Genomic DNA, 20,534 nt, shown 5'->3' with positions numbered 1-20,534 from the left:
TGCGTCCACTGCCTTTTGTCATATGACCAATCCGCTTACGCAGATCGTTTTTGATTTTCCCAACGTGGTGAATTCAACAGTTCAATCCATTTCTTGACGGCTGAGATCGTGATGACGATCGCGAGCAGTCCCATCGTTACGGACAAGACCGTATTCAAGATGCTGAAACCTGGAGAATCGGGATTCGCATAGACGTTTGCGACCATCCAGATATCCGCGAACGTTACTGTGATCAGAAGATAGACGAGCGGGATGAACGTCGTCAGCGCATAGACTTTTTTATCGGCGATTTTCAAGATGATCGTCGTTCCGATGATCAAGCCGATTGAAGCCATCAGCTGATTCGATACCCCGAATAATGCCCAAATCGAACCGATGTCACCCGAAAACAGGAGATAGCCCCAGAAGAACGTCCCGAGTGCCGAAGCGAAGATCGCACCTGGAATCCAGTCGACACGTTTGAGTGGTTTGTAGAACTCCCCGAAGAAATCTTGAATCAAGTAACGGGCGACGCGTGTTCCTGCATCGATTGCGGTTAAGATGAAGACCGCTTCGAATAGAATGACGAATTGGAAGAAGAATCCGGCAATCTCTTTGAACCACGGGATGGCGCGGAAGATGAATGTCATACCGACGGCGAGTGAGACGGCACCACCTGTTCGACCTGCCAGATCGAGACCGATTTCACGGGATAAATCATCAAGATAGACCGTGCTCATACCAAGCGTCGCGAATACTTCTGGTGTTGAGTTGATGGCGAAGTAATCACCGACTTCAAGCGATGTCGCAGCGATCAACGCCATGACGGCAACAAGACATTCGACAAGCATGGCACCGAAGGCGACCGGTTTGATGTCACTCCACCGATTGATCATCTTCGGTGTCGTACCAGAACCAACGAAAGCGTGGAAACCAGAAATCGCACCACAGGCAATCGTGATCGAGATGAATGGCCAGACTGGACCAGCGATGATTGGACCACCGCCATCAACGAACTTCGTAAATGCCGGGAATCGAATGTCTGGGTTGATGATGAAGACACCAACGATCAAAGCAAGGAAGACACCGATTTTCATGAAACTCGATAGATAGTCGCGAGGTGCGAGTAAGAGCCACACTGGCAGTGCAGCAGCGAAGAATGCATAAATCGGTAAAGCAATCGCGAGTTGACGTGACGACAGATCGAACCAATCGCCGATGAATGTTTCCGTTAACTGAGGACCAAAACCAATCGCAGCTAGAATCAGTAAGAAACCAACTGTTGAAGCAAGTGCTAAGTTACCACCTTTACGTAAGTAAATCCCAACGAACATCGCAATCGGAATCGTCGAGAAGACAGCGAATGTACCCCATGGGTTATGTTCAAGGGCGTGTAAGACGACCATCGATAGACCAGCCATCGTGATTGTAATGATGAAAAGCATCGCAAGACCGGCACAAAAACCAGCGACGGGACCTAATTCTTTTTTAGCGACTTCAGAGAGCGATTGACCATCTTGGCGCATCGAAGCAAAAAGGACGACCATATCATGGACCGCTCCACCGATGACGGCACCGATTAAGAGCCACAGTAAGCCGGGGAGATATCCGAACTGAGCAGCAAGGACAGGTCCGACGAGTGGACCGGCAGCAGCGATTGCCGCAAAATGGTGTCCGAACGAGACCCATTTGTTCGTTGGGACGTAATCTTTTCCATCCGCTAATTTATGAGCGGGCGTTTCGCGATCATCTTTGATTTTTAAGACTTTCGCAGCCATGAACGTGCCGTAGAGACGATACGCGATTAATAAGATACAGATGACAGCAATAACGATTGGAGTAGCGCTCATCTAAAATTCCTCCTCTTGAATGAACTATGATGGATTTAGTATACAAGTTATGGAAGCGCTTTCTTTGATTTTTAGATGAGTTGTCGGTTTCGTTCGATGAAAGGTTGAAAATGGACCTTGAATCACAAAAAAGAAGCGCTCAAATACCGAGCGCTTCTTTCAGTAGTTTGACATACGTCCGACTGACTGGCACATCAATCTGATGAATTTTTAAATTATAGGCTCCGTTGAACCAAGGTTCGATGGCATCGATTGCTGATAAGTTGACGAGGTATGAGCGGTGAACCCGTAAAAAGCGATGATCTTGAAGCTTTCGTTCAAGTTCGAGTAAGGTCTCGTTCGATGGATACGCATGGTGCTCTGTGACGATCTTCGTCTTTCCGTTCTCAGCGACGATATAATTGATATCTTGAGGAGACAATAATTTCAGTTGTTCGCCCGTCTCGACGGCTAAACGTTCAAGGCGAGGGGCTTTTTTCGGCAGCGGTCGCGCGACTTTTTCAATCGCACGGACAATCCGTGCCGGATCATATGGTTTCAAGATGTAGTCATAGGCATTGAGCTCAAACGCTTCAAGCGCATGAGCATCATACGCCGTCACAAACAAAAGAGCCGGAGGACGTGGCATCGACTTTAAGCGTTTAGCGACTTCAAGACCACTTCCGTCCGTCAGCTCGATATCGAGAAAGACTAAGTCGGGTTGAAGGGAGCGAACGAGTCGTTCGGCTTCCTCGACACTACCGGTTTCCCCGACGACTTCAAGACCGGCTGCGGTCACGTGATAACGGAGCTCATCACGTGCGAGCGGTTCATCTTCAATCAACAAGGTGCGCATGCTGAATCTCCTTTCTGACTTCAATCGGGAGACGAATCGCGATCGTCGTGCCGTTTTGACCGTCACTCGTGATCGTAAACTGTCCCTTTTCACCATATAAACTTCGAATCCGTTCTGCCGTATTGAATAATGCGGTACCGGTGCCTGAGGACGGAACGACTTCTCGACCGAGACGGGCAAGGCGCGAAGCGTCAATCCCGCGTCCGTTGTCGACGACTTCGAGACACAGCTGGTCTGCCTCACACCATGCCGTCACCCCGACATATCCTGTCTGTTCAGAAGAAAACGCATGAAGGAACGCATTTTCGATCAATGGTTGTAAGATGAACGGTGGAACGAGTAAAGCCGTCGTCTCGTCTGCTAAATCGATATCGAGAAACGGGCGATTCGGAAAACGAGCGGCTTCAAGAGATGTGTATGCTTCGATGTGCTCGAGTTCCTTTTGGAGCGGAATTTTCGTCGATCGTGCGCCTTGGAGGTTACTGCGGAAGAACGTCGACAATTCGAGCAACAACGTGCGTGCTTGTTCGACATCCGTCCGGCACAGTGCATAAATCGTATTGATCGCATTAAACAGGAAGTGGGGATGAATTTGTGCTTCGAGTGCCCGGATCTCGGCATCCTTCAGTAAACCGGCTTGCCGCTCTGCGTTCCCGAGTGCTAGTTGTGTCGAGAACAGTTTCGCTAATCCTTCAATGAGTTCGACTTCGACAGCGTCGAGCAATTCGGCATGAGGATAATAGACTTTCAACGTCCCGATCGTCGTTTCCCCGACGATGAGCGGAGCGATGATGCCGGCTTGAAGCGGACAATCCGTTACGGGACAGCCGATATCGAGTCGTTCCGTCACAAGACGAACTTGTCCGTCCTGCAAGACATGCTCGGTCGGTTTCGTCGTCCAGTGACTTCCAGCTTGATGGTGGTCGCTCCCGATACCGATATGGGCCAGGATGACGGAACGATCCGTCAGTGAGACGGCTTCGGCTCGCGTTTGTTGCAACAGAATTTCCGCGACAGCTTCTGCCGTATGGATATGTAGACCACGCGTCAGATGCGGAAGCGTCAAATCGGCGATGTGCAAAGACCGTTCGGCTTCTCGTGCCCGAACCGTTTCCTCTTCTCGCGCAGCAAGGCGGATGATCGATAAGAACAACCAGACACCGAGGACGTTGATCAGTGTCATCGGTAAGAAGATGAACTGGACGAGTTCGACTGCCGCATCAAAGGGGCGGGCGAATAGTAAAATCAACGACATTTCAAACAGCATTAAAAAAGCAGTCAGACACACGGGCAATAATGCTTGGCTACTGAGGCGGTCGCGCCAATAGGATCGTAAGAGACCGCTGACACCACCGGCGATGACGGTGGAAAGCGCGCAAGCGAACGCTGTGAATCCGCCGAGGGAATACCGGTGAACCCCGACGATCAATCCGGTCATCAATCCACCGAGCGGACCAGCGAGCAATCCGCTGATGACGACAATCATCGTTCGTGTGTTTGCAATCGCTGATGTCCCGTCGACTTCTTCGAGCCAAGCATGGGGTAAGAATTCAGCTAAGTCGACTTTGACCCCTGTATAATTGCTTAAAATGCCGTACGTCGCAAAAAACAGGACGAGAACACGGAATTGCCAGCCTGCTTCCGGTTGACGTAGCAACCTTCGTGTCGGTCCCCACTGGGCGAGGATGAACGCTAAGATGATCATGATACCGAGTCGTTCGAGTAAAAAAGGAATCAGTTCCAACATGTGCATTCCTCCATTCGAGTTAAGTGTAAACGCTCGCAAAACGGAGAGCAATGCCGGTATACAAAAAAAGCCGTACTCGCTCGGTTTAAGAGAGAGTACGGCAGACTTACTTATTGTGCGTCTTTATCGAACGTGATCCGTGCGATCGCGTCATGTTGGTGAATCGTTTCTTCGTTACGGCATTCGACGTAGAATGAAGCGATTGGGTCCATTTCGTACAGATCAGCAGCAATCAAGCGAACCATATCTTCTACGAAACGTGGGTTTTCGTATGCCATCTCTGTCACGCGCTTTTCATCCGGACGTTTGAGTACTGGGTGAAGTGGCGCTGAGGCATTGGATTCCGCAGCATCAAGCAATGATTGTTTCCAGTCAAAGTCTTCTGCTTCATCACGTAACGATGCTTCCATCGTGACGTAACCACGTTGGTTGTGAGCACTGTATTCGCTGATTTCTTTTGAACATGGGCAAAGTGTCGTGACGTTGATCGTCAAGCCGACAGACAACGTCGCTTCGTCCGTTTCCGTGTTGACGCTGACTGTTTGCCATACTTCAGCATTCATCAAGCCGCTAAGACCTGTTGCAGGTGCTTTACGTGTGAAGAACCATGGGTAACGGATCGTCAATTGACCTTCCGTTTGTTCCATGCGGTCTGCTAAATCACGCGCGAATTGAATGAGTGACTCGTTCGTGACCGTCCAACCTTCGTTGTGGTATTGATCAAGTTGTTCCGTTAAACGGCTCATATTGATCCCTTTACGGTCTTGTACGAGTGATGTCGACAGTTCAAACGTCGCGACTGTCGCTTGTGTGTTGTCTCCGTCTTGGATGACGACAGGATGTTTGACATTCGAGATTCCGACAGCGTCTAGTGCGAACAAGAAGTTCTTCGGTGTATTTTGCAAGTCGACCATCTTATCTTTTTCAGTCGGTTTTGTTCCTTTGATCGGTGGTACCGAACCGAACAGCTTATGGCGCTCTTCTTTTGTTGGTAACGTAATCGGGTAGGTAGACATATTCATTGGCCCCTTTGTCCTTTTGTAGTGTTTCAATAGTAATAACATGACAGGAATGCTAGAGACGAGCAAGTCTGATGATTCCGCAAATGTGTTTCATCTTTTCATCGCTAGAAGTATTGTCTTGAATTTTATCACGAACGTTCGATAAACGAAACTCGCACGACTCAAAATCGACACATTCTACATCTGTAGGAATAACTTACTTGCAATCGGGTATACTATCCTATAGTATATGTTCAGGTGAACGTGTAATCATTGTTTTTTCGTCATGGTCAATAATTGAAGTTTTTTTATTTTACAGGTAGTAAGAGAAAGGGATGACAGAGATGGATTGGCAGTTACTATTACAGTATGCCTGGGTCGTACTCGTCTTGATCGCGCTCGAAGGATTACTTTCAGCGGATAATGCACTCGTACTCGCGGTCATGGTCAAGCACTTACCAGGAGAACAACAAAAGAAAGCACTTTTTTATGGACTAGCTGGAGCGTTCGTTTTACGATTCGCGGCATTGTTCGCGATTTCGTTCCTCGTCGACATTTGGCAAATCCAAGCACTTGGAGCGGCGTACTTGCTCATCATGGGACTACGGCATATTTATAAGACCGTTAAAGCCAGAAAGCTCGGTGAGAACCATGGGGCTGAAAATGAGCTAGATGAAGAACCGAAGTCGGAAGAGCCAGTTTCAAAAGGTGAATTCTGGCGGACAGTCGCGAAGATTGAATTTGCAGACTTAGCGTTTGCTGTCGATTCGATTCTTGCAGCAGTAGCACTTGCCGTTGCCCTTCCAAACTGGGGATCAGGCGAAATCGGTGGTTTGAACACAGGTCACTTCATCGTCATCTTAACAGGTGGTTTGATGGGTGTCGTCTTGATGCGTTTCGCAGCACGTGTCTTTGTTAAATTGCTCGCAGATCGCCCAGGTCTTGAGACAGCAGCGTTTGCGATCGTTGCCTGGGTTGGTGTGAAGCTAGCCGTTCTTGCGCTCGAACACCCGAAATACCACGCATCAATCGAAGGAACAATCTTTGAAGCCTTAAAACTTCCTGAAGGATTTGCCCACAGTACACCGTGGCAGGCTTTCTTCTGGACAGTCATGGTCGGTCTTGCTCTTTGGGGTTGGTTCTCTTCACCAAAAACGAAACCAAATCCAGATGCTGAAAAGAAAGTTGATCAAAACTTATAAGAAATGGAAACGATCCGTCGATGACGGGTCGTTTTTTTGTGTTAGGTTTTCTTAAACAATGGGAATAAAACACAAGGTTAAGTACTTGAGTCGAGCTTTCATCTTTTTCTTTCCGATCGACCGGCATATAATAAATAGACTGAACAATAAAGGGGATTCGTTAGTATGGATATTGGATTAATTACACAGTATGCGACCGTCGGGCTCGTACTGATCATTTTGCAGGGGTTACTTTCTGCTGATAATGCAATGGTCATGGCGGTCCTCGTTCGACCGTTACCGGACGATCAACGCAAAAAAGCACTTTTCTATGGTCTCGTCGGAGCACTCGTCTTACGTTTCGTGGCAATCTTCTTTGCTTCGTATTTAGCGACGATTTGGGAACTTCAAGCACTCGGGGCGATCTACCTTTTCTACGTCGCGTTTAAAGGAATCGTCGAGGCTCGATCGAATAAACACCAAGTACCAGATTCAATTGCCTCACAAAAAGCCTCACCGAACTTTTGGTGGACGGTCGTTAAAGTCGAGTTCTCTGACTTGGCGTTTGCTGTCGACTCGACACTTGCTGCTGTCGCCATGGCGACGACACTACCGATGATTGGTGGAACGATCGGTGGTCTGAATACAGGACAATTCTGGGTCGTCTTCTTCAGTGGGATCATTGGTCTCGTCATCATGCGTTACTTCGCGAGCTGGTTCGTCGTCTTGCTCCAAAAGCGACCAGGTATCGAAGAAGCTGCCTTTTGGCTCGTCGCATGGGTTGGTGTAAAACTGGTCGTCATGACACTCGCGCATCCGTCGATCGACATCTTGCCGCATGAGTTTCCAGAGAGTACACTATGGCAAACGATCTTCTGGGTCGTACTTGCTCTGATTTTAATCATTGGTTGGTTCCGTAGCGGAAGCAGTTCAACCAAATCAGCAAAATAATACAATGGCGGGCAGGGTACTCTCTGTCCGTCTTTCGTTAGGAGAGATTTCATGCAAAACGGTAATTTCATTCGGATGCTGACGCGGATGCAAAACGTTCCACGGTGGGATGAATATGCACCACGTTTTCCGGATAACGCAGCCAGTCACAGTTTTCGTGTTGCCTTATTCAGTTTGATGGCAAGCTATTTAGAAGAAGCAGACGGGCAACCACCAGTCGACCGCCAGATATTGCTCGGAAAAGCTCTATTCCATGACATGAACGAAGTCATCACCGGACCCATTAAACACCGGACGAAAAAAGAGCCGACGTTACATGCACACATTCAGGCAATGGAACAACAAGCAAGTGAACAGCTCGTTGCCTTACTCTCGAAGTCGCTTCAACCAGCGTTCACGACATACCTCGTACATGCAGAGGATGAATCACCGGAAGGGCGAATCGTCGAAGCAATCGATACGTTCGATGCGATGTTGTACGCACGAAGGGAAGCACGGATGACGGAGTCCGTCTTTTTCGAACAAAAGGCAGCGGAATTAAAGGCTGTTCTGGAACGACATCCACTCGTTTCGATCCGTCGCTTGACACAGTCGGTCATGGAAGAGGACGAGATGTCTCATTTCATTGAAAACGTCTTGATGATGGATACGATTCGGCGCTGGAAAGGACGTTTCAACACGATTGATGATAACGACGCGACACATGCGTTTCGAGCAGCCTCACTTGGTATCTTCAATGGTCTGATTGAATCAGAGAAGTACGGCGTCACGATCGACATCGAAGAAGTCGTCTCACGTCTCTTGTGTCATGATCTCGTTGAAGGAACGACAGGAGATGTTCTTGGACCTGTCAAACATGCAACACCGGTCACAGCAGCGGCCTTCGAAGCTTACGAACGGGCAGAAGGAGAGACGTTGATCAATAATTTACCGAAAGAAATCCGAGCACCATTTCGTCGGTTCGTCGTGGAAGCAAAAGATGAGACATACGAAGGACAGATGGTTGATGTGATCGATAAACTCGATGCATTGATTAAAATGAACATGGAACGGAAATTGAACGGGGTCGAGTATGAGACCGGTTACCGCGCACAACTCAAAAAGGTTCAGATGACATATGAAAATCCATCGGTCGTCTTTTTCCTCGCTTATGTCCTGCATGATTTGGATTACGTGACGTCATGACGAAAGAAACCATGACCCCACGTCGCTTAACGTTGATCTTGATCCTCGGTTCACTCGCTGCACTTGGACCGCTCTCGATCGACATGTATCTACCTGCTTTTCCGGATATGTCACGCTCGTTTGATGCGAGTGCATCACTAATCCAATTGAGTTTGACCGCTTGTATGCTTGGGATGGCACTCGGACAGTTGATTGTTGGTCCGCTCAGTGACGTTCGCGGTCGTAAACGACCGCTGATGGTTGCTCTGCTCGCATATCTGCTCGCGTCTCTCGCCTGTGCGATGGCACCGACGATTGAAGTGTTGATCGCGCTTCGATTCATCCAAGGGGCAGCTGGAGCGTCAGGAATCGTCATTTCCCGGGCAATCGTTCGTGACTTGTTTGATGGACCCGAATTGACGCGGTTTTTTGCTGCCTTGTCACTCGTCAACGGAACAGCACCGATTCTCGCACCCGTCATCGGAGGACAGTTGCTTCGGTTCGGTGACTGGGATTTCGTCTTCTACTTGCTTGCGATTTTAAGCACGATGATGTTACTTGCTGTCGCACTCCGTTTACCGGAAACACTTCCGCTTGATAGACGTGTTGAAGGAAACCTGACAACGACGTTGAAGACGTTCGGACGTTTGTTAACGGATCGCGTCTTCATCGGCTATGCGTTCGCGCAAGCATTCGTCATGGGCGCGATGTTCGCCTACATCTCCGGTTCACCGTTCGTCTTACAAAATATTTATGGTGCTTCGCCGCAACAGTTCAGTTTTTTGTTCGGTTTAAACGGAATCGGAATTATCTTAGCAGCACAAATCGCCGGTCGTCTTGCGGGTCGTGTCGATTCAGAGCGGCTGATGCGAATTAGTTTGACGATCGTTGCGGGTGCAAGTATCTTATTGTTCCTCGCTTTGACGTTAACGAATCAGTTGATCTTCGTCATGATTCCACTATTCTTCGTCGTTTCAAGCGTCGGATTGATCTCGACGCTCGGTTTTACCTTAGCGATGCAAAATTACGGAGCAACGGCAGGCAGTGCCTCGGCTCTTCTAGGGCTCTTGCCGATGCTCGTCGGTTCTCTTGTGTCACCACTCGTCGGGATCATGGGAGAGCAGTCTGCTGTTCCGATGGGGTTGATCATCATGACCTTAGATTGCCTGGCGCTCATTCTCTATTATGGTCTGATTGTTCGTCGACCGAATCGTTCATAAACGCTAATTATTCAAAAACGTTTGTCCTCTGTATGGGACGAACGTTTTTTTCTTTTAATGAAAGGAAAATAAATGGAATTCATTTTGAAACATTTTCTAAAAAATAAGCGTAGAAGATAAAGAAAGCCAGTACTTCAGAAAGGAGTAGAGCGATGAAACAGGAGTTGCAGCGTGAACGAGAACCGTCGATTGAGGCAAGATTAGCACGTCATTTTGCCGCACAGAAAAAATACTTACGCCGTCAAGAAGAGGCAATCGATCAACGAGACAAAGAATTGGCTCGTTTATTGTTTGAGGAAAACCGGGCTGCTTATCAAAGGGCTTACCACGAACTGTATGGCTCACATCCTTACATCGAGGTGAACGAAGATGGACGTTAGTACACTTTATTTATATGCATTAGCGGCCGCTGCTTGTGGTGTGTTTGTGTCTATCCTATTCTCAGACGTCATTCCAGGCGTCGACCAAATCTTTCATCCCACGTTGATCTTATCTTTTGTCATCATCACGTCAGCGATCGGATTCGGACTCGAACAGCTCAGTCCGTTTCGTTCGATATTGATTTTAATCATCAGCAGTGTGATTGCGTTATTAGTGACGACGCTGATGCATATCTTTTTATTCGTTCCGATGGCACAAGCCGAACAGTCGCTTGGATTTTCGGAACAGATGCTAGAAGGACGCAGCGCAACCGTCATCGTTCCGATTCCGACTGAAGGATATGGTGAAATCTTACTCGATGACGTCTCAGGACGCGTATCAAAGTCAGCCGTTCTGTTTGAAGGACCTGCCCTACCACAAGGTACGAAGGTGCTCGTCATCGAGATCAAACAAGGCGTCGCGTCTGTCGTGACGTACCCCCAACAATGGAAAAAGGAGATGTTTACATGAATCCAGTATTAATCGTATCGATCGTCGCGGTCGCGTTGATTGTTGCATTGATCGTCTTATTCATTACGAAGTACCGAACGGTCGGTCCGGAAGAAGCGTTGATCGTATCGGGTAGTTATCTCGGAGGACGCAACGTCAATACCGATGAGTCCGGCAACCGAGTAAAAATTATTCGTGGCGGCGGAACATTCGTGTTACCTGTCTTCCAACAAGCGACACCACTGAGTTTGTTATCGAGTAAACTCGAAGTTACGACACCTGAAGTCTATACGGAGCAAGGTGTACCGGTCATGGCAGACGGTACAGCGATCATCAAGATCGGTAGCTCGATTTCTGAGATTGCGACGGCAGCGGAGCAGTTCCTCGGAAAATCAAAGGAGGAGCGAGAAGGCGAAGCACGTGAAGTCCTTGAAGGACACTTGCGTTCGATTCTCGGGTCGATGACCGTCGAAGAAATTTATAAGAACCGTGATAAGTTCTCACAAGAAGTCCAGCGGGTCGCGTCTCAAGACCTAGCGAAGATGGGACTCGTCATCGTTTCGTTTACGATTAAAGACGTCCGTGACAAGAACGGATACTTAGAATCCCTCGGGAAACCTCGGATTGCACAGGTTCGTCGTGATGCGGATATCGCAACGGCAGACGCGGAAAAAGAGACACGCATCAAACGGGCAGAAGCTTCAAAAGATGCGAAAAAAGCAGAACTCGAACGCGCAACAGAAATCGCTGAAGCGGAAAAAGAAAATCAGTTGAAGATGGCAGACTACCGCCGCGAACAAGATATCGCGAAGGCGAAAGCCGACCAAGCGTATGATCTTGAGAATGCACGCGCGCAACAAGAAGTCACCGAGCAACAGATGCAAATCAAAATCATCGAGCGTCAAAAACAAATCGAGCTCGAAGAACGTGAAATTCTCCGTCGTGAGAAACAATACGACGCGGAAGTCAAAAAACGCGCTGATGCCGATCGGTACTCGATTGAGCAAGCTGCCCAAGCCGACCGTGCGAAGCAATATGCGGAAGCAGATGCAACGAAATACCGGATCGAGGCATCGGCAAAAGCGGATGCAGAACGAATTCGTCTGGATGGTCTTGCGAAAGCGGACGCGGAGCGGGCACAAGGGGAAACGGAAGCGGACATCATTCGTCTGAAGGGTCTTGCGGAAGCAGAAGCAAAAGAAAAAATCGCGCAGGCGTTCGAACAATTCGGACAAGCGGCGATTCTCGACATGGTCATTCGGATGATGCCAGAGTACGCGAAAGAGATTGCAGCACCACTCGGCAACATCGATAAAATCACAGTCGTTGATACAGGTAGTGGTGAAGGGGGCGGTGCGAACCGTGTCACCGGTTACGCAACGGATTTGATGGCATCACTGCAAGAGACGTTAAAGGCGTCGTCAGGATTAGATGTCAAAGAGTTGATCGAGAACTTCTCCGGTAAAGGAACAGCAAAGCCGTTGACGGTCAACTTGAATTCCCATGATGCAGTGGCAGCGTCGAAAACAGAAGACTGATGGCAATCCGCGTCTTATTGATTGTGTTCGCACTCCTGCTTTTTCATGTCGCTTGGCCACTTCCATGGTATGCACTGGCGGTACTAGGCGGCGTCATCGGCATCATCAAAGGATACACATCAGATGACGGAATCGCGAATATATTCAATATAAAGAAGGTATCTTACTCACTTTACGATCGACAAACACGTCAGGAAGCCGTTCTTGCTTTGATATGTAGTCTGTTGACGGTCGACTTCCCGTATTGGTTCGCTGGGGTGACGACAGGAATCACGTGGCGTGATGTCGGATATGTTGGTTTCGAAGTAGTGTCGACACTTCTGTTCGCTTATGTTTTATTCCGTTTCTTATGTCTGAATCTATTCCGACCATTCTTGGAGTCTGAAAGAAGGGAGCAAAGAAATGGATAGTTTATTTTTACTGCAAGAGCGTTGGATGCTGCTGCTTCCGTTCCTCGTCGTCTTCTTGATCAACGTCGGGTTATTAATTGCCCTTCTGAAGAAGCGACGTGATTTACCGAAGCTGTTAGTCTTCGGAATGGGTGGGATGGCGATCGTGTTCATCGTCTCTTCGCTTGGATTAAGCATGGCATTGCTGTTCTTCGGATACAATTCATAAAAAAACGGGGCAGGCTCTAAACAGAGTCTGTCCCATTTTGTCGTACTATAAGATAAAAATGAGTGCCGTTAACGTGGAAGGTCATACCCAATGACGACGAGTCCCGGTCCTGTATGTGAACCAATCGCTGCGCCGGCGATCGTCAAGATGACTTCGCTTGGTGAAAACTGTGCTTCAATCAATTGTTTTAATTGTTCTGCCCGTTCGATCGAATCCCCATGACCAATCATGATTCGATGTCCGTCAATCGCTGGACGTGCTTCTTCCATCCACTCGACGATCCGGTTCATGACTTTTTTCTGACCACGGATCTTCTCTTTTGGAATCAATTTTCCGTCTTCGACTGTCAATAGTGGCAAGATCGATAAGAGACCACCAATGAAGGCGCTAGCTCGCGAAACGCGTCCACCGCGCATCAAATATTCGAGTGATTCGACTGTAAACAGATGACGAATCGTATTTACTTTGGCTTCAGCATAAGCCACTGTTTCTTCAAACGAATGCGTTTGTGCGTATTCTGCGACGTCGAGAACGAACAATCCTTGTCCTGTCGAAGCGGTTTTCGTATCGAGTACGAGATAAGGAACGTTCGGATACTTTTCTGCGAGTTCCTCTGCTAGCATCTTCGCGGTTTGATATGTTCCCGATAATTCGCTCGAGAAGGCGAGGTAGAGGAAGGGATCCCCTTGTTCGAAGTGACGCGTGAACACCTCGACCATCCGGCTGACTTCTGCTTGGAATGTCTTTGGTGCTGCACCGTCACGCATCTTATCATACAGTTGTTTCGGAGATATCGATTCTCCATCGAAGAACGTGTCTTCGTCGATCAATACGCCGAATGGCATGACCGTAAAATCATATGCATCTAACATGTCTTTTGGTGCATCAGCACCACTGTCTGTGATCAATCGGATCATCACGTTCTCTCCTTTCTTAACCTAGGGCTTTTTCGTTTCGATCAAGCATCCGACTCAAGTTGACGCCGAATCGCTCGTTCTCGAGTTCCGTCAAAGTTGCGGGCGTCAAATCAGCGTCGAGCGCAAGTAACGCTTCATATGCACGACGTAAGCACTCCTCGACTGTCAATGGAGTACCAAGCAGTTCCTCGAGTGACGCCATCGTTTCCGGCACGACGGTCGGATAAACGAATTTCGTCGTTTCACCTTGAAGCGCTGCCTCGTAAAAGTCACGGACTAAAGCGGCGCGTTGACTTCCACTTCCGTTGACACAAAGATAGATTTGAACGGCCACTCCGCCACGGACACGACGCTGGGAGATACCAGCGAATTTTTTACCGGCAATCGATAAGTCATAAGAACCGGGACAATACGATCCGACGACTTCACCAGCGACGATCGCGTCCGTTTCTTGTGCGAACATGCGGCGGACGAGCGCAAGCATCGCTTCGTAACCACTGTCGATATCGATGCCGCCGCGTTCCGGTAAGACGAGTGAAATATTCAAGACACCAGCGTCGAGGACGACGGCAAGACCACCTGAGTTACGGACGACGGGCGAGAAACCATGTTCATGCAGAACGGCTACACCGTCAGCAAGATGAGGAAGACGGGCATCCTGGATGCCGAGGACGACGGTTTCGTGGTGAATCCAAGAGCGGAGTGCGGCTCCTTCTGTTGCAACGGAAGCACATAATGTGTCGTCCATCGCAAACGATTGTGTCGCATGGAAAGCAGTTCCGAGTGACGTTTGATCAAAAATACGATAATGTTCTTGTTTTAAGAGTTCGATTCCCATAGGCTCGTTCCTTTATTGTAGATTTGCGACATCATTATAGCACAGGGTGTGTAAAGTTTCTGTGCGAAGCGCCGCGGGAGACAGGAATCCTTGGAAACAAAACCGAACAACAACGACATAGACACGATTTAAAGGAGAGAAACATATGTATCAATCATTAGGACAATTAAAGGAAACGAAGGTCTTCAAGGATCCGGTTCATCGCTATATCTATGTCAGTGATCAGTTGATTTGGCAACTGATCGGTACACGTGAATTTCAGCGACTACGCCGAATCAAACAACTCGGAACATCCTTTTTGACGTTTCATGGAGCAGAGCACACACGGTTCCATCATTCGCTCGGTGTCTATGAAATCACGCGTCAACTGATCGATGTCTTCAACGGTCGCGCCGATTGGGACGATCAGTACCGGGAGTTGACGCTGGCTGCGGCACTCTTACACGATGTCGGACACGGTCCGTTTTCGCACGCATTCGAGAACGTCTTCGGTGTTAATCACGAAACGTGGACGGAGCGGATCATTCTCGGGGATACGGAAATCAAGAAAGTCCTCGACCAAGTCGGAGACGGATTTGCGGAAGAAGTAGCATCGATCATCAACAAGACGCACCCGAATCAACTGCTTGTTACGATGATCAGCTCACAACTCGACGTTGACCGGATGGATTATTTATTGCGCGATGCGCATTTTGCCGGTGTCAGCTACGGAAAATTCGATCTCGAGCGGATGCTTCGGGTATTGCGTCCGGCCCATAATCAGATGGTCGTCAAACAATCCGGAATGCATTCGATCGAAGACTACATCATGAGGCGGTATCAGATGTATTGGCAAGTCTACCTGCATCCGGTGACACGATCGAGTGATTACCTATTAAAAGCCATTCTCGAACGGGCGCAGGAGTTGTACCTGTCCGCATATCCGTTTGCGATTGCACCAATCCATTTGATGCCGCTATTTGATCAGAAGATGGAGTTGCGTGATTTCCTTGGGCTGGATGAGACAATCGTCTACTTCTATTTTCAGCAGTGGGCGAATGAACAGGATCCAATCCTTGCAGATCTATCGGGGCGATTCGTTGACCGGAAGTTGTTCAAGTATGTCGATTATCCGGCTGAAAAACGTGAACTCGTCCACGATAAGTTGTGTGAGTTGTTCGAAGCAATCGGCTTGAATCCGACGTATTATCTGCTTGAAGATAAACTCAGTCGTCTTCCTTACGATTTATATGGAGATAACGGTGAAATCAGTAAGCAGCCGATCATGTTGCAGATGAAGGATGGGCAAATGAAAGAGATTTCGCAAGTTTCACCACTCGTTCAAGCCATCGCGACGTCACGCCAGACGGATGAGAAGCTGTTCTTCCCGCAAGAAATTTTGCACGACTTGCGCGAACATGCGAATGAGAAGATGCAAATCGACCAGTTATTGATTGGCAGCGTGACATCATGATATCGTCCGCTGTCCTTACGAAAATCTTGCAACAGCTTGGACAGGAAGGAGGAGAGGTCGAAGTCTTAAAAGGCGCGACATCCTCCCTTGTTTTTCGAGTCGGTGAGGGAATTCTTCGCGTCCATACGAATCAAGACTGGCTACATGAGGAGCCGGATCTTGTCTTGCATGAAGTGTTTGCGTTACAAGCAGCAGGTGACTTAGCACCAGATGTGTTGGACTATCAAACCGATGTTAGAGACGAAGTCCCGCCGTGGTTATATATGACCCGCTCGCCGGGAGAGATCCGGCTTGATCAGGTGGATGAGCAATATGTCGATCGACTGGCACAGATGCTTGCTGCGATTCATGCACTACCGATACCAGAATCTCGGTATGTCTATCAACCGTATGCGACAGAGCGTCACGTTCCGACGTGGACGCAGCATCCGGAGAGATGGCGTCAGCTACTTGCGGTCGAACCGGACGAAAGTCAAACGATCCGATTCATTCATCGGGATTTTCATCCGGTCAATGTGTTATACGAAATGAATGGAACGTGCCATACGATTGATTGGATTAATGCGTGTGTAGGTCCCATTGAAGTCGACCTTGCGCATTGTCGTTTGAATCTTGCCTTGCTTGAATCCATTGAGATGGCGGATCATTTTTTAAAAAGCTACCTCAAACAGACGAAACGTTCTTACGATCACGCGTGGGATATTCGGGCTGTTTTTGATTTTGGACCTGAAACGATCGACGTCTATCCGGGGTGGAAAGCATATGGAAGGCAAAACCTTAGTCAGGACAATGTTCGGGAACGCTTGGAAAAGTTTGTCTTGAAAGTCTATGAAAATAACGAAAGCGGTTACTAAATGAACTTTTCCTCTTGTAGTTCTTCGAAATATTGATTATTCTATTACTTGGAAAGAGATTAAACGTCAGACATCGTACGAATGTACAACTGATAAACAACTAATAGATAGAGGGGTACTTCATGAAATATCTTATCGCACTACTCGGACTGGCTATCGTTTTCGGCTTGGCACTCCTTGTCAGCAGTAACCGTAAAGGCATCAAATTGAAACCGCTTGCGGTCATGCTAGTTCTTCAGCTCGTACTTGGGTTCATTTTACTCAATACATCGTTCGGATATATCGTCATTCGTGGCGTCGCGAAAGTCTTTGAAAAACTGCTTAGTTATGCGGCAATCGGAATTGATTTCGTCTTCGGTGGTTTAGCGAACGAAGGCGCACAACCATTCTTCATCAATGTTTTGCTCCCGATCGTCTTCATCTCTGCTTTGATCGGGATTCTACAATTCACGAAGATTTTACCACTCTTAATGCGCGGTATCGGTTTCGTCCTATCAAAAGTCAACGGTATGGGACGTCTTGAGTCTTACAACGCGGTTGCTTCAGCTGCGATCGGACAATCAGAAGTATTCATCACAGTTAAAAAACAAATCGGTCAATTACCAGCAAACCGTCTCTACACATTGTGTGCGTCAGCGATGTCGACGGTTTCGATGTCGATCGTCGGTGCATACATGACGATGGTAGAACCGAAATATGTCGTTACAGCAATCGTATTGAACTTGTTCGGTGGTTTCATGATCGTCTCGATCATCAACCCATACACGGTTGATCCGGAAGAAGATATTCTTGAAATCGTCGAAGAAAAACAAACGTTCTTCGAAATGCTCGGCGAATACATCATGGATGGATTCAAAGTCGCAATCATCGTTGGTGCGATGTTGATCGGTTATAACGCCTTGATCGGTATGGTCAACGATATCTTCTTGATGGTTCTAAACATCTCGTTCCAAGAAATCCTCGGATACATCTTTGCACCGTTCGCTTTCATCATGGGTATTCCATGGGCGGAAGCTGTCAGTGCCGGTAGTGTCATGGCAACGAAATTGATCACGAACGAATTCGTTGCGATGTTGAGCCTTCCAGAATACTCAAAAGAATTCTCGGAACGCACACTCGGAATCGTTTCTGTCTTCTTGATCTCGTTTGCGAACTTCTCGTCAATCGGAATCATCGCTGGTGCGGTTAAAGGATTGAACGACCGCCAAGGAAGCGTTGCGGCTAGTTTTGGTCTGAAGTTACTCTACGGCGCAACACTCGTCAGTGTCTTGACGGCAATCGTCGTCAGCGTCTTGCTTTAAGAGATACACTTATAAAAGAGCAATGGATCATTGATCCATTGCTCTTTTTGTCTGTCATTTAGTCGTACCGTGCGACGCAATCCCGACACGGACGCGATGATGGGTTCCGTCACGGTAGACTTCAACGGCGAACTGCGCGACGTTTTCCCGGGGAATCGGTCCTGTCGGTGCAGTGAAGCGTGTCGCCTCGATCAACAGGTCGTCAGCAGCAAGTGCTTTGTCTTCCGTCAGTTGTGTTGGGCAGATGACGGTGAAGTCGACGTCTGCATCCTTTAAGGTCAAATAAGCTTTCAAGTGATCCTCTGCTGCAATCGTCGAGCGTCGACGGGACTCACTCGATTGGAAACGATACTTTCCTGGTTCTTCTGATGCATCGAGAATGCCTGCTGTACCGATGAAGACGATCCGTTCGATACCTACGTCCTTCATCTTCGTGACGAGATGTGGAATCGCTGTCGAGAGGACCTGCTGTTGATCGGTACCGAGACAACTGAAGACAGCGGTGCTTCCTGCAAGTGCTTGTTCGAGATCCTCTGGATTTGTCGCGTCTCCCGTCAGGACGTGAAGTCGGTCATGGACGGGTAAGTCCGGTGACGTGGAACGTACGAGTGCACGAACGTCGTAGCCGTCTTCTAATAACCGATCAATCAAAGGGCGACCCGTTCGACCGGTCGCACCAAGTACAGTAACAGTAGTCATAAGTTTTCCTCCTTAGAGATCAAGCAGATGGGAAAAAGAGACGTACGGTAACGACCGGACGTCTCTTGTTGTTTATTTATCCGCGAACATGACGCCAGCTTGACCGTAATCTGTTTTTTCCATCTCTTCGATGAAGACCGTGATGTTTTCTTTAGGAGCATTCGTCGTTTCCGACACTGCTTCCGTGACTTTTTCAATCAAAGCGCGTTTTTGTTCGACTGTACGACCCGATAACATTTTAACCGTAACATATGGCATGACTTCATTTCCCCCTCTAACATGATGACGATACGCCATCAGTATAGCGCATTCGATAGGGGATTCGTCAATTCGAACATCGTTTTCGAAAAAGAAGGGTATAAGGTAGGAGCTATTCTTGTCGGAAGCGAAGGTAGTCATACACATACGGCAGAAAAGGAGAGACATATGGACGCAATCATACGGAAGAAGATTCATACGTTACTGATTTTTGATCGGGCGTTACCGGAAGATACGAATTATCCGTTGTCTGGTGCTAAAGGACTCGAAGTCTCAGATATCGTCTTTGAACAGAACATTCCATTCGGGCGACTCGTAACGGATAAAGAACTCGCTCAACTGCTGAATCAAAAAGAAGCAAAGCGATACGGGATGTTGACGTTGCTTGAAGACGATGTACGTTTCAAACCGTTGTTTCAAAATCGAAAACCGACAGCTGACATGGAAGAAGAGGTCGAGGCGAAAGTGAGAGAACTTGCGCATCAGTTACGTGCGATTCGGTCGCGGTGTTCTTCACTGGAACGTTTCTTCTTGTTCGGTCGTGCTGCGCAAACTCTGTTTGACCGCGCCTTGCTTCATCTTGAAGAGGTCAATCCTCCGGCGCATGAGGAAATTGCGTCCATGACGTGTTATCGTCTCCCGACGATTCGCCGAGCATCAGAGGAACAATTACAGCTTCTCCGTTACGAGTGACTGGTTGCAGACACCTCGGAATACGGTATGATAGAAGCAACAGGATTAAAAGGGGACAAAACACGATGGAAAAAAAGATTAACTTTAATATCATTTCAGATAACTCTACAGACGGTCACGGAGGATTTGGTGTCGGGACACTTAGCTTAAATAGTATGTCACCCGTCATCATTTCTCCGGAAGACGGCGAAGCTTACATCGACATGGGCGCGATGCACGCGAAAGCAGCCATCGAGAAACGCGTCAAGTTCACGACGGACAAAGCCGATACGCCAAACGGTAAACTGTACTGGATCGTCTGGGTGACGGTCGGTCGTAAGCCAGAAGGATTCTATTATGGTGGTGTCGCTGCCTGCGATCTGCTAGTCGATGCGGAAGCGCGTCGCGGGTTCAAGATTCTTGCTGATCACGTCAACAAGATGGATAAATCCCTTAAAGGACGGATCGTTGTCGATCATATGGATGAGCGTTCAAAGGAATTGTTACGTGATTTCTTGCAGACACATAAACCGGAGATGTGGGAAAATGCTGACGCTGCTTTACATGAAGCGTTAGTCTAAACAAAAA

At 48.2% G+C, this 20,534-nt stretch carries 22 protein-coding genes; 14 read left to right on the top strand and 8 right to left on the bottom strand.

The features are described from left to right. Positions 1-35 precede the first annotated feature (35 nt). The 4 genes from N179_RS09495 to folE2 all read right to left on the bottom strand — a co-directional run bounded on the left by N179_RS09495 (position 36) and on the right by folE2 (position 5,427). On the bottom strand, positions 36-1,829 hold the full coding sequence (locus N179_RS09495) for a carbon starvation CstA family protein (protein ID WP_023466771.1): 1,794 nt from the start codon (positions 1,827-1,829) through the stop codon (positions 36-38). Positions 1,830-1,968: 139 nt separating this feature from the next. Beyond that, complete coding sequence (locus tag N179_RS09490) at positions 1,969-2,664, bottom strand: LytR/AlgR family response regulator transcription factor (RefSeq protein ID WP_023466772.1); 696 nt, start codon at positions 2,662-2,664, stop codon at positions 1,969-1,971. Next, positions 2,645-4,411: a LytS/YhcK type 5TM receptor domain-containing protein gene (locus N179_RS09485; protein WP_075642773.1), complete on the bottom strand. Its 1,767-nt coding sequence runs from the start codon at positions 4,409-4,411 to the stop codon at positions 2,645-2,647. The genes N179_RS09490 and N179_RS09485 overlap by 20 nt, the downstream gene beginning before the upstream one ends. A 110-nt stretch (positions 4,412-4,521) precedes the next feature. Continuing rightward, the gene (gene folE2, locus N179_RS09480) at positions 4,522-5,427 is read right to left on the bottom strand and encodes a GTP cyclohydrolase FolE2 (RefSeq protein ID WP_035399184.1); all 906 of its coding nucleotides are present in this window, start codon (positions 5,425-5,427) and stop codon (positions 4,522-4,524) included. A 329-nt stretch (positions 5,428-5,756) separates the two neighbouring features. Between folE2 and N179_RS09475 the strand changes: the two genes are divergently transcribed. The 9 genes from N179_RS09475 to N179_RS09435 all read left to right on the top strand — a co-directional run bounded on the left by N179_RS09475 (position 5,757) and on the right by N179_RS09435 (position 12,954). Continuing rightward, positions 5,757-6,614, top strand: coding sequence for a TerC family protein (locus N179_RS09475; protein ID WP_041255251.1), 858 nt, complete (start codon positions 5,757-5,759; stop codon positions 6,612-6,614). Between the two features lie 165 nt (positions 6,615-6,779). Beyond that, the gene (locus N179_RS09470) at positions 6,780-7,544 is read left to right on the top strand and encodes a TerC family protein (protein ID WP_058714061.1); all 765 of its coding nucleotides are present in this window, start codon (positions 6,780-6,782) and stop codon (positions 7,542-7,544) included. Positions 7,545-7,595: 51 nt separating this feature from the next. Further along, positions 7,596-8,729, top strand: coding sequence for a YfbR-like 5'-deoxynucleotidase (locus N179_RS09465; RefSeq protein WP_058714062.1), 1,134 nt, complete (start codon positions 7,596-7,598; stop codon positions 8,727-8,729). Continuing rightward, complete coding sequence (locus N179_RS09460; protein WP_075642772.1) at positions 8,726-9,928, top strand: multidrug effflux MFS transporter; 1,203 nt, start codon at positions 8,726-8,728, stop codon at positions 9,926-9,928. The genes N179_RS09465 and N179_RS09460 overlap by 4 nt, the downstream gene beginning before the upstream one ends. Before the next feature lie 152 nt (positions 9,929-10,080). Beyond that, positions 10,081-10,308 (top strand): hypothetical protein, encoded by a 228-nt coding sequence (locus N179_RS09455; protein WP_058265474.1) that lies wholly within the window; start codon positions 10,081-10,083, stop codon positions 10,306-10,308. Next, positions 10,298-10,819: an NfeD family membrane protein gene (locus tag N179_RS09450; protein ID WP_075642771.1), complete on the top strand. Its 522-nt coding sequence runs from the start codon at positions 10,298-10,300 to the stop codon at positions 10,817-10,819. Before N179_RS09455 ends, N179_RS09450 begins: the two co-directional genes overlap by 11 nt. Continuing rightward, positions 10,816-12,336 carry a flotillin family protein gene (locus N179_RS09445; protein ID WP_029343201.1) on the top strand — a complete coding sequence of 507 codons (1,521 nt, stop codon included), beginning with the start codon at positions 10,816-10,818 and terminating at the stop codon, positions 12,334-12,336. The genes N179_RS09450 and N179_RS09445 overlap by 4 nt, the downstream gene beginning before the upstream one ends. Further along, the gene (locus N179_RS09440) at positions 12,336-12,746 is read left to right on the top strand and encodes a hypothetical protein (protein ID WP_075642770.1); all 411 of its coding nucleotides are present in this window, start codon (positions 12,336-12,338) and stop codon (positions 12,744-12,746) included. The genes N179_RS09445 and N179_RS09440 overlap by 1 nt, the downstream gene beginning before the upstream one ends. Further along, positions 12,739-12,954, top strand: a complete 216-nt coding sequence (locus tag N179_RS09435) for a hypothetical protein (protein ID WP_075642769.1) — start codon at positions 12,739-12,741, stop codon at positions 12,952-12,954. The genes N179_RS09440 and N179_RS09435 overlap by 8 nt, the downstream gene beginning before the upstream one ends. 68 nt (positions 12,955-13,022) lie before the next feature. On the opposite strand, the gene N179_RS09430 is transcribed toward N179_RS09435, so the two are convergent. Next, positions 13,023-13,871, bottom strand: coding sequence for a DegV family protein (locus tag N179_RS09430; protein ID WP_075642768.1), 849 nt, complete (start codon positions 13,869-13,871; stop codon positions 13,023-13,025). A gap of 16 nt (positions 13,872-13,887) precedes the next feature. Beyond that, positions 13,888-14,709 carry an octanoyl-[GcvH]:protein N-octanoyltransferase gene (gene lipL / locus N179_RS09425; protein ID WP_075642767.1) on the bottom strand — a complete coding sequence of 274 codons (822 nt, stop codon included), beginning with the start codon at positions 14,707-14,709 and terminating at the stop codon, positions 13,888-13,890. Positions 14,710-14,854: 145 nt separating this feature from the next. On the opposite strand from lipL, the gene N179_RS09420 reads away from it, so the two are divergent. The 3 genes from N179_RS09420 to N179_RS09410 all read left to right on the top strand — a co-directional run bounded on the left by N179_RS09420 (position 14,855) and on the right by N179_RS09410 (position 18,317). Beyond that, positions 14,855-16,162 (top strand): HD domain-containing protein, encoded by a 1,308-nt coding sequence (locus N179_RS09420; RefSeq protein ID WP_075642766.1) that lies wholly within the window; start codon positions 14,855-14,857, stop codon positions 16,160-16,162. After that, complete coding sequence (locus tag N179_RS09415) at positions 16,159-17,016, top strand: phosphotransferase family protein (protein WP_075642765.1); 858 nt, start codon at positions 16,159-16,161, stop codon at positions 17,014-17,016. Before N179_RS09420 ends, N179_RS09415 begins: the two co-directional genes overlap by 4 nt. A 122-nt stretch (positions 17,017-17,138) precedes the next feature. Beyond that, the gene (locus N179_RS09410; protein ID WP_023466789.1) at positions 17,139-18,317 is read left to right on the top strand and encodes a NupC/NupG family nucleoside CNT transporter; all 1,179 of its coding nucleotides are present in this window, start codon (positions 17,139-17,141) and stop codon (positions 18,315-18,317) included. A 54-nt stretch (positions 18,318-18,371) separates the two neighbouring features. Here the strand turns inward: N179_RS09410 and N179_RS09405 are convergent, their stop codons facing one another. Together N179_RS09405 and N179_RS09400 are read right to left on the bottom strand one after the other, a co-directional pair. Then, entirely contained in the window at positions 18,372-19,016 is a 645-nt protein-coding gene (locus N179_RS09405; protein ID WP_075642764.1) for an NAD(P)-dependent oxidoreductase, read from the bottom strand. A 72-nt stretch (positions 19,017-19,088) separates the two neighbouring features. Beyond that, a complete protein-coding gene (locus tag N179_RS09400; protein WP_023466792.1) occupies positions 19,089-19,274 on the bottom strand; it encodes a 2-hydroxymuconate tautomerase in 186 nt (61 codons plus the stop codon). A 168-nt stretch (positions 19,275-19,442) separates the two neighbouring features. On the opposite strand from N179_RS09400, the gene N179_RS09395 reads away from it, so the two are divergent. After that, positions 19,443-19,967: a hypothetical protein gene (locus N179_RS09395; RefSeq protein ID WP_075642763.1), complete on the top strand. Its 525-nt coding sequence runs from the start codon at positions 19,443-19,445 to the stop codon at positions 19,965-19,967. A 65-nt stretch (positions 19,968-20,032) separates the two neighbouring features. Continuing rightward, positions 20,033-20,527, top strand: a complete 495-nt coding sequence (locus N179_RS09390) for a YwhD family protein (protein ID WP_023466794.1) — start codon at positions 20,033-20,035, stop codon at positions 20,525-20,527. Positions 20,528-20,534: the final 7 nt, after the last annotated feature.

It is taken from the genome of Exiguobacterium indicum HHS 31, from assembly GCF_001939065.1.
Lineage (GTDB): Bacteria > Bacillota > Bacilli > Exiguobacteriales > Exiguobacteriaceae > Exiguobacterium_A > Exiguobacterium_A indicum.
Note: the sequence above shows the minus strand (reverse complement) of the source record. Positions and strands in the feature narration are given on the sequence as shown.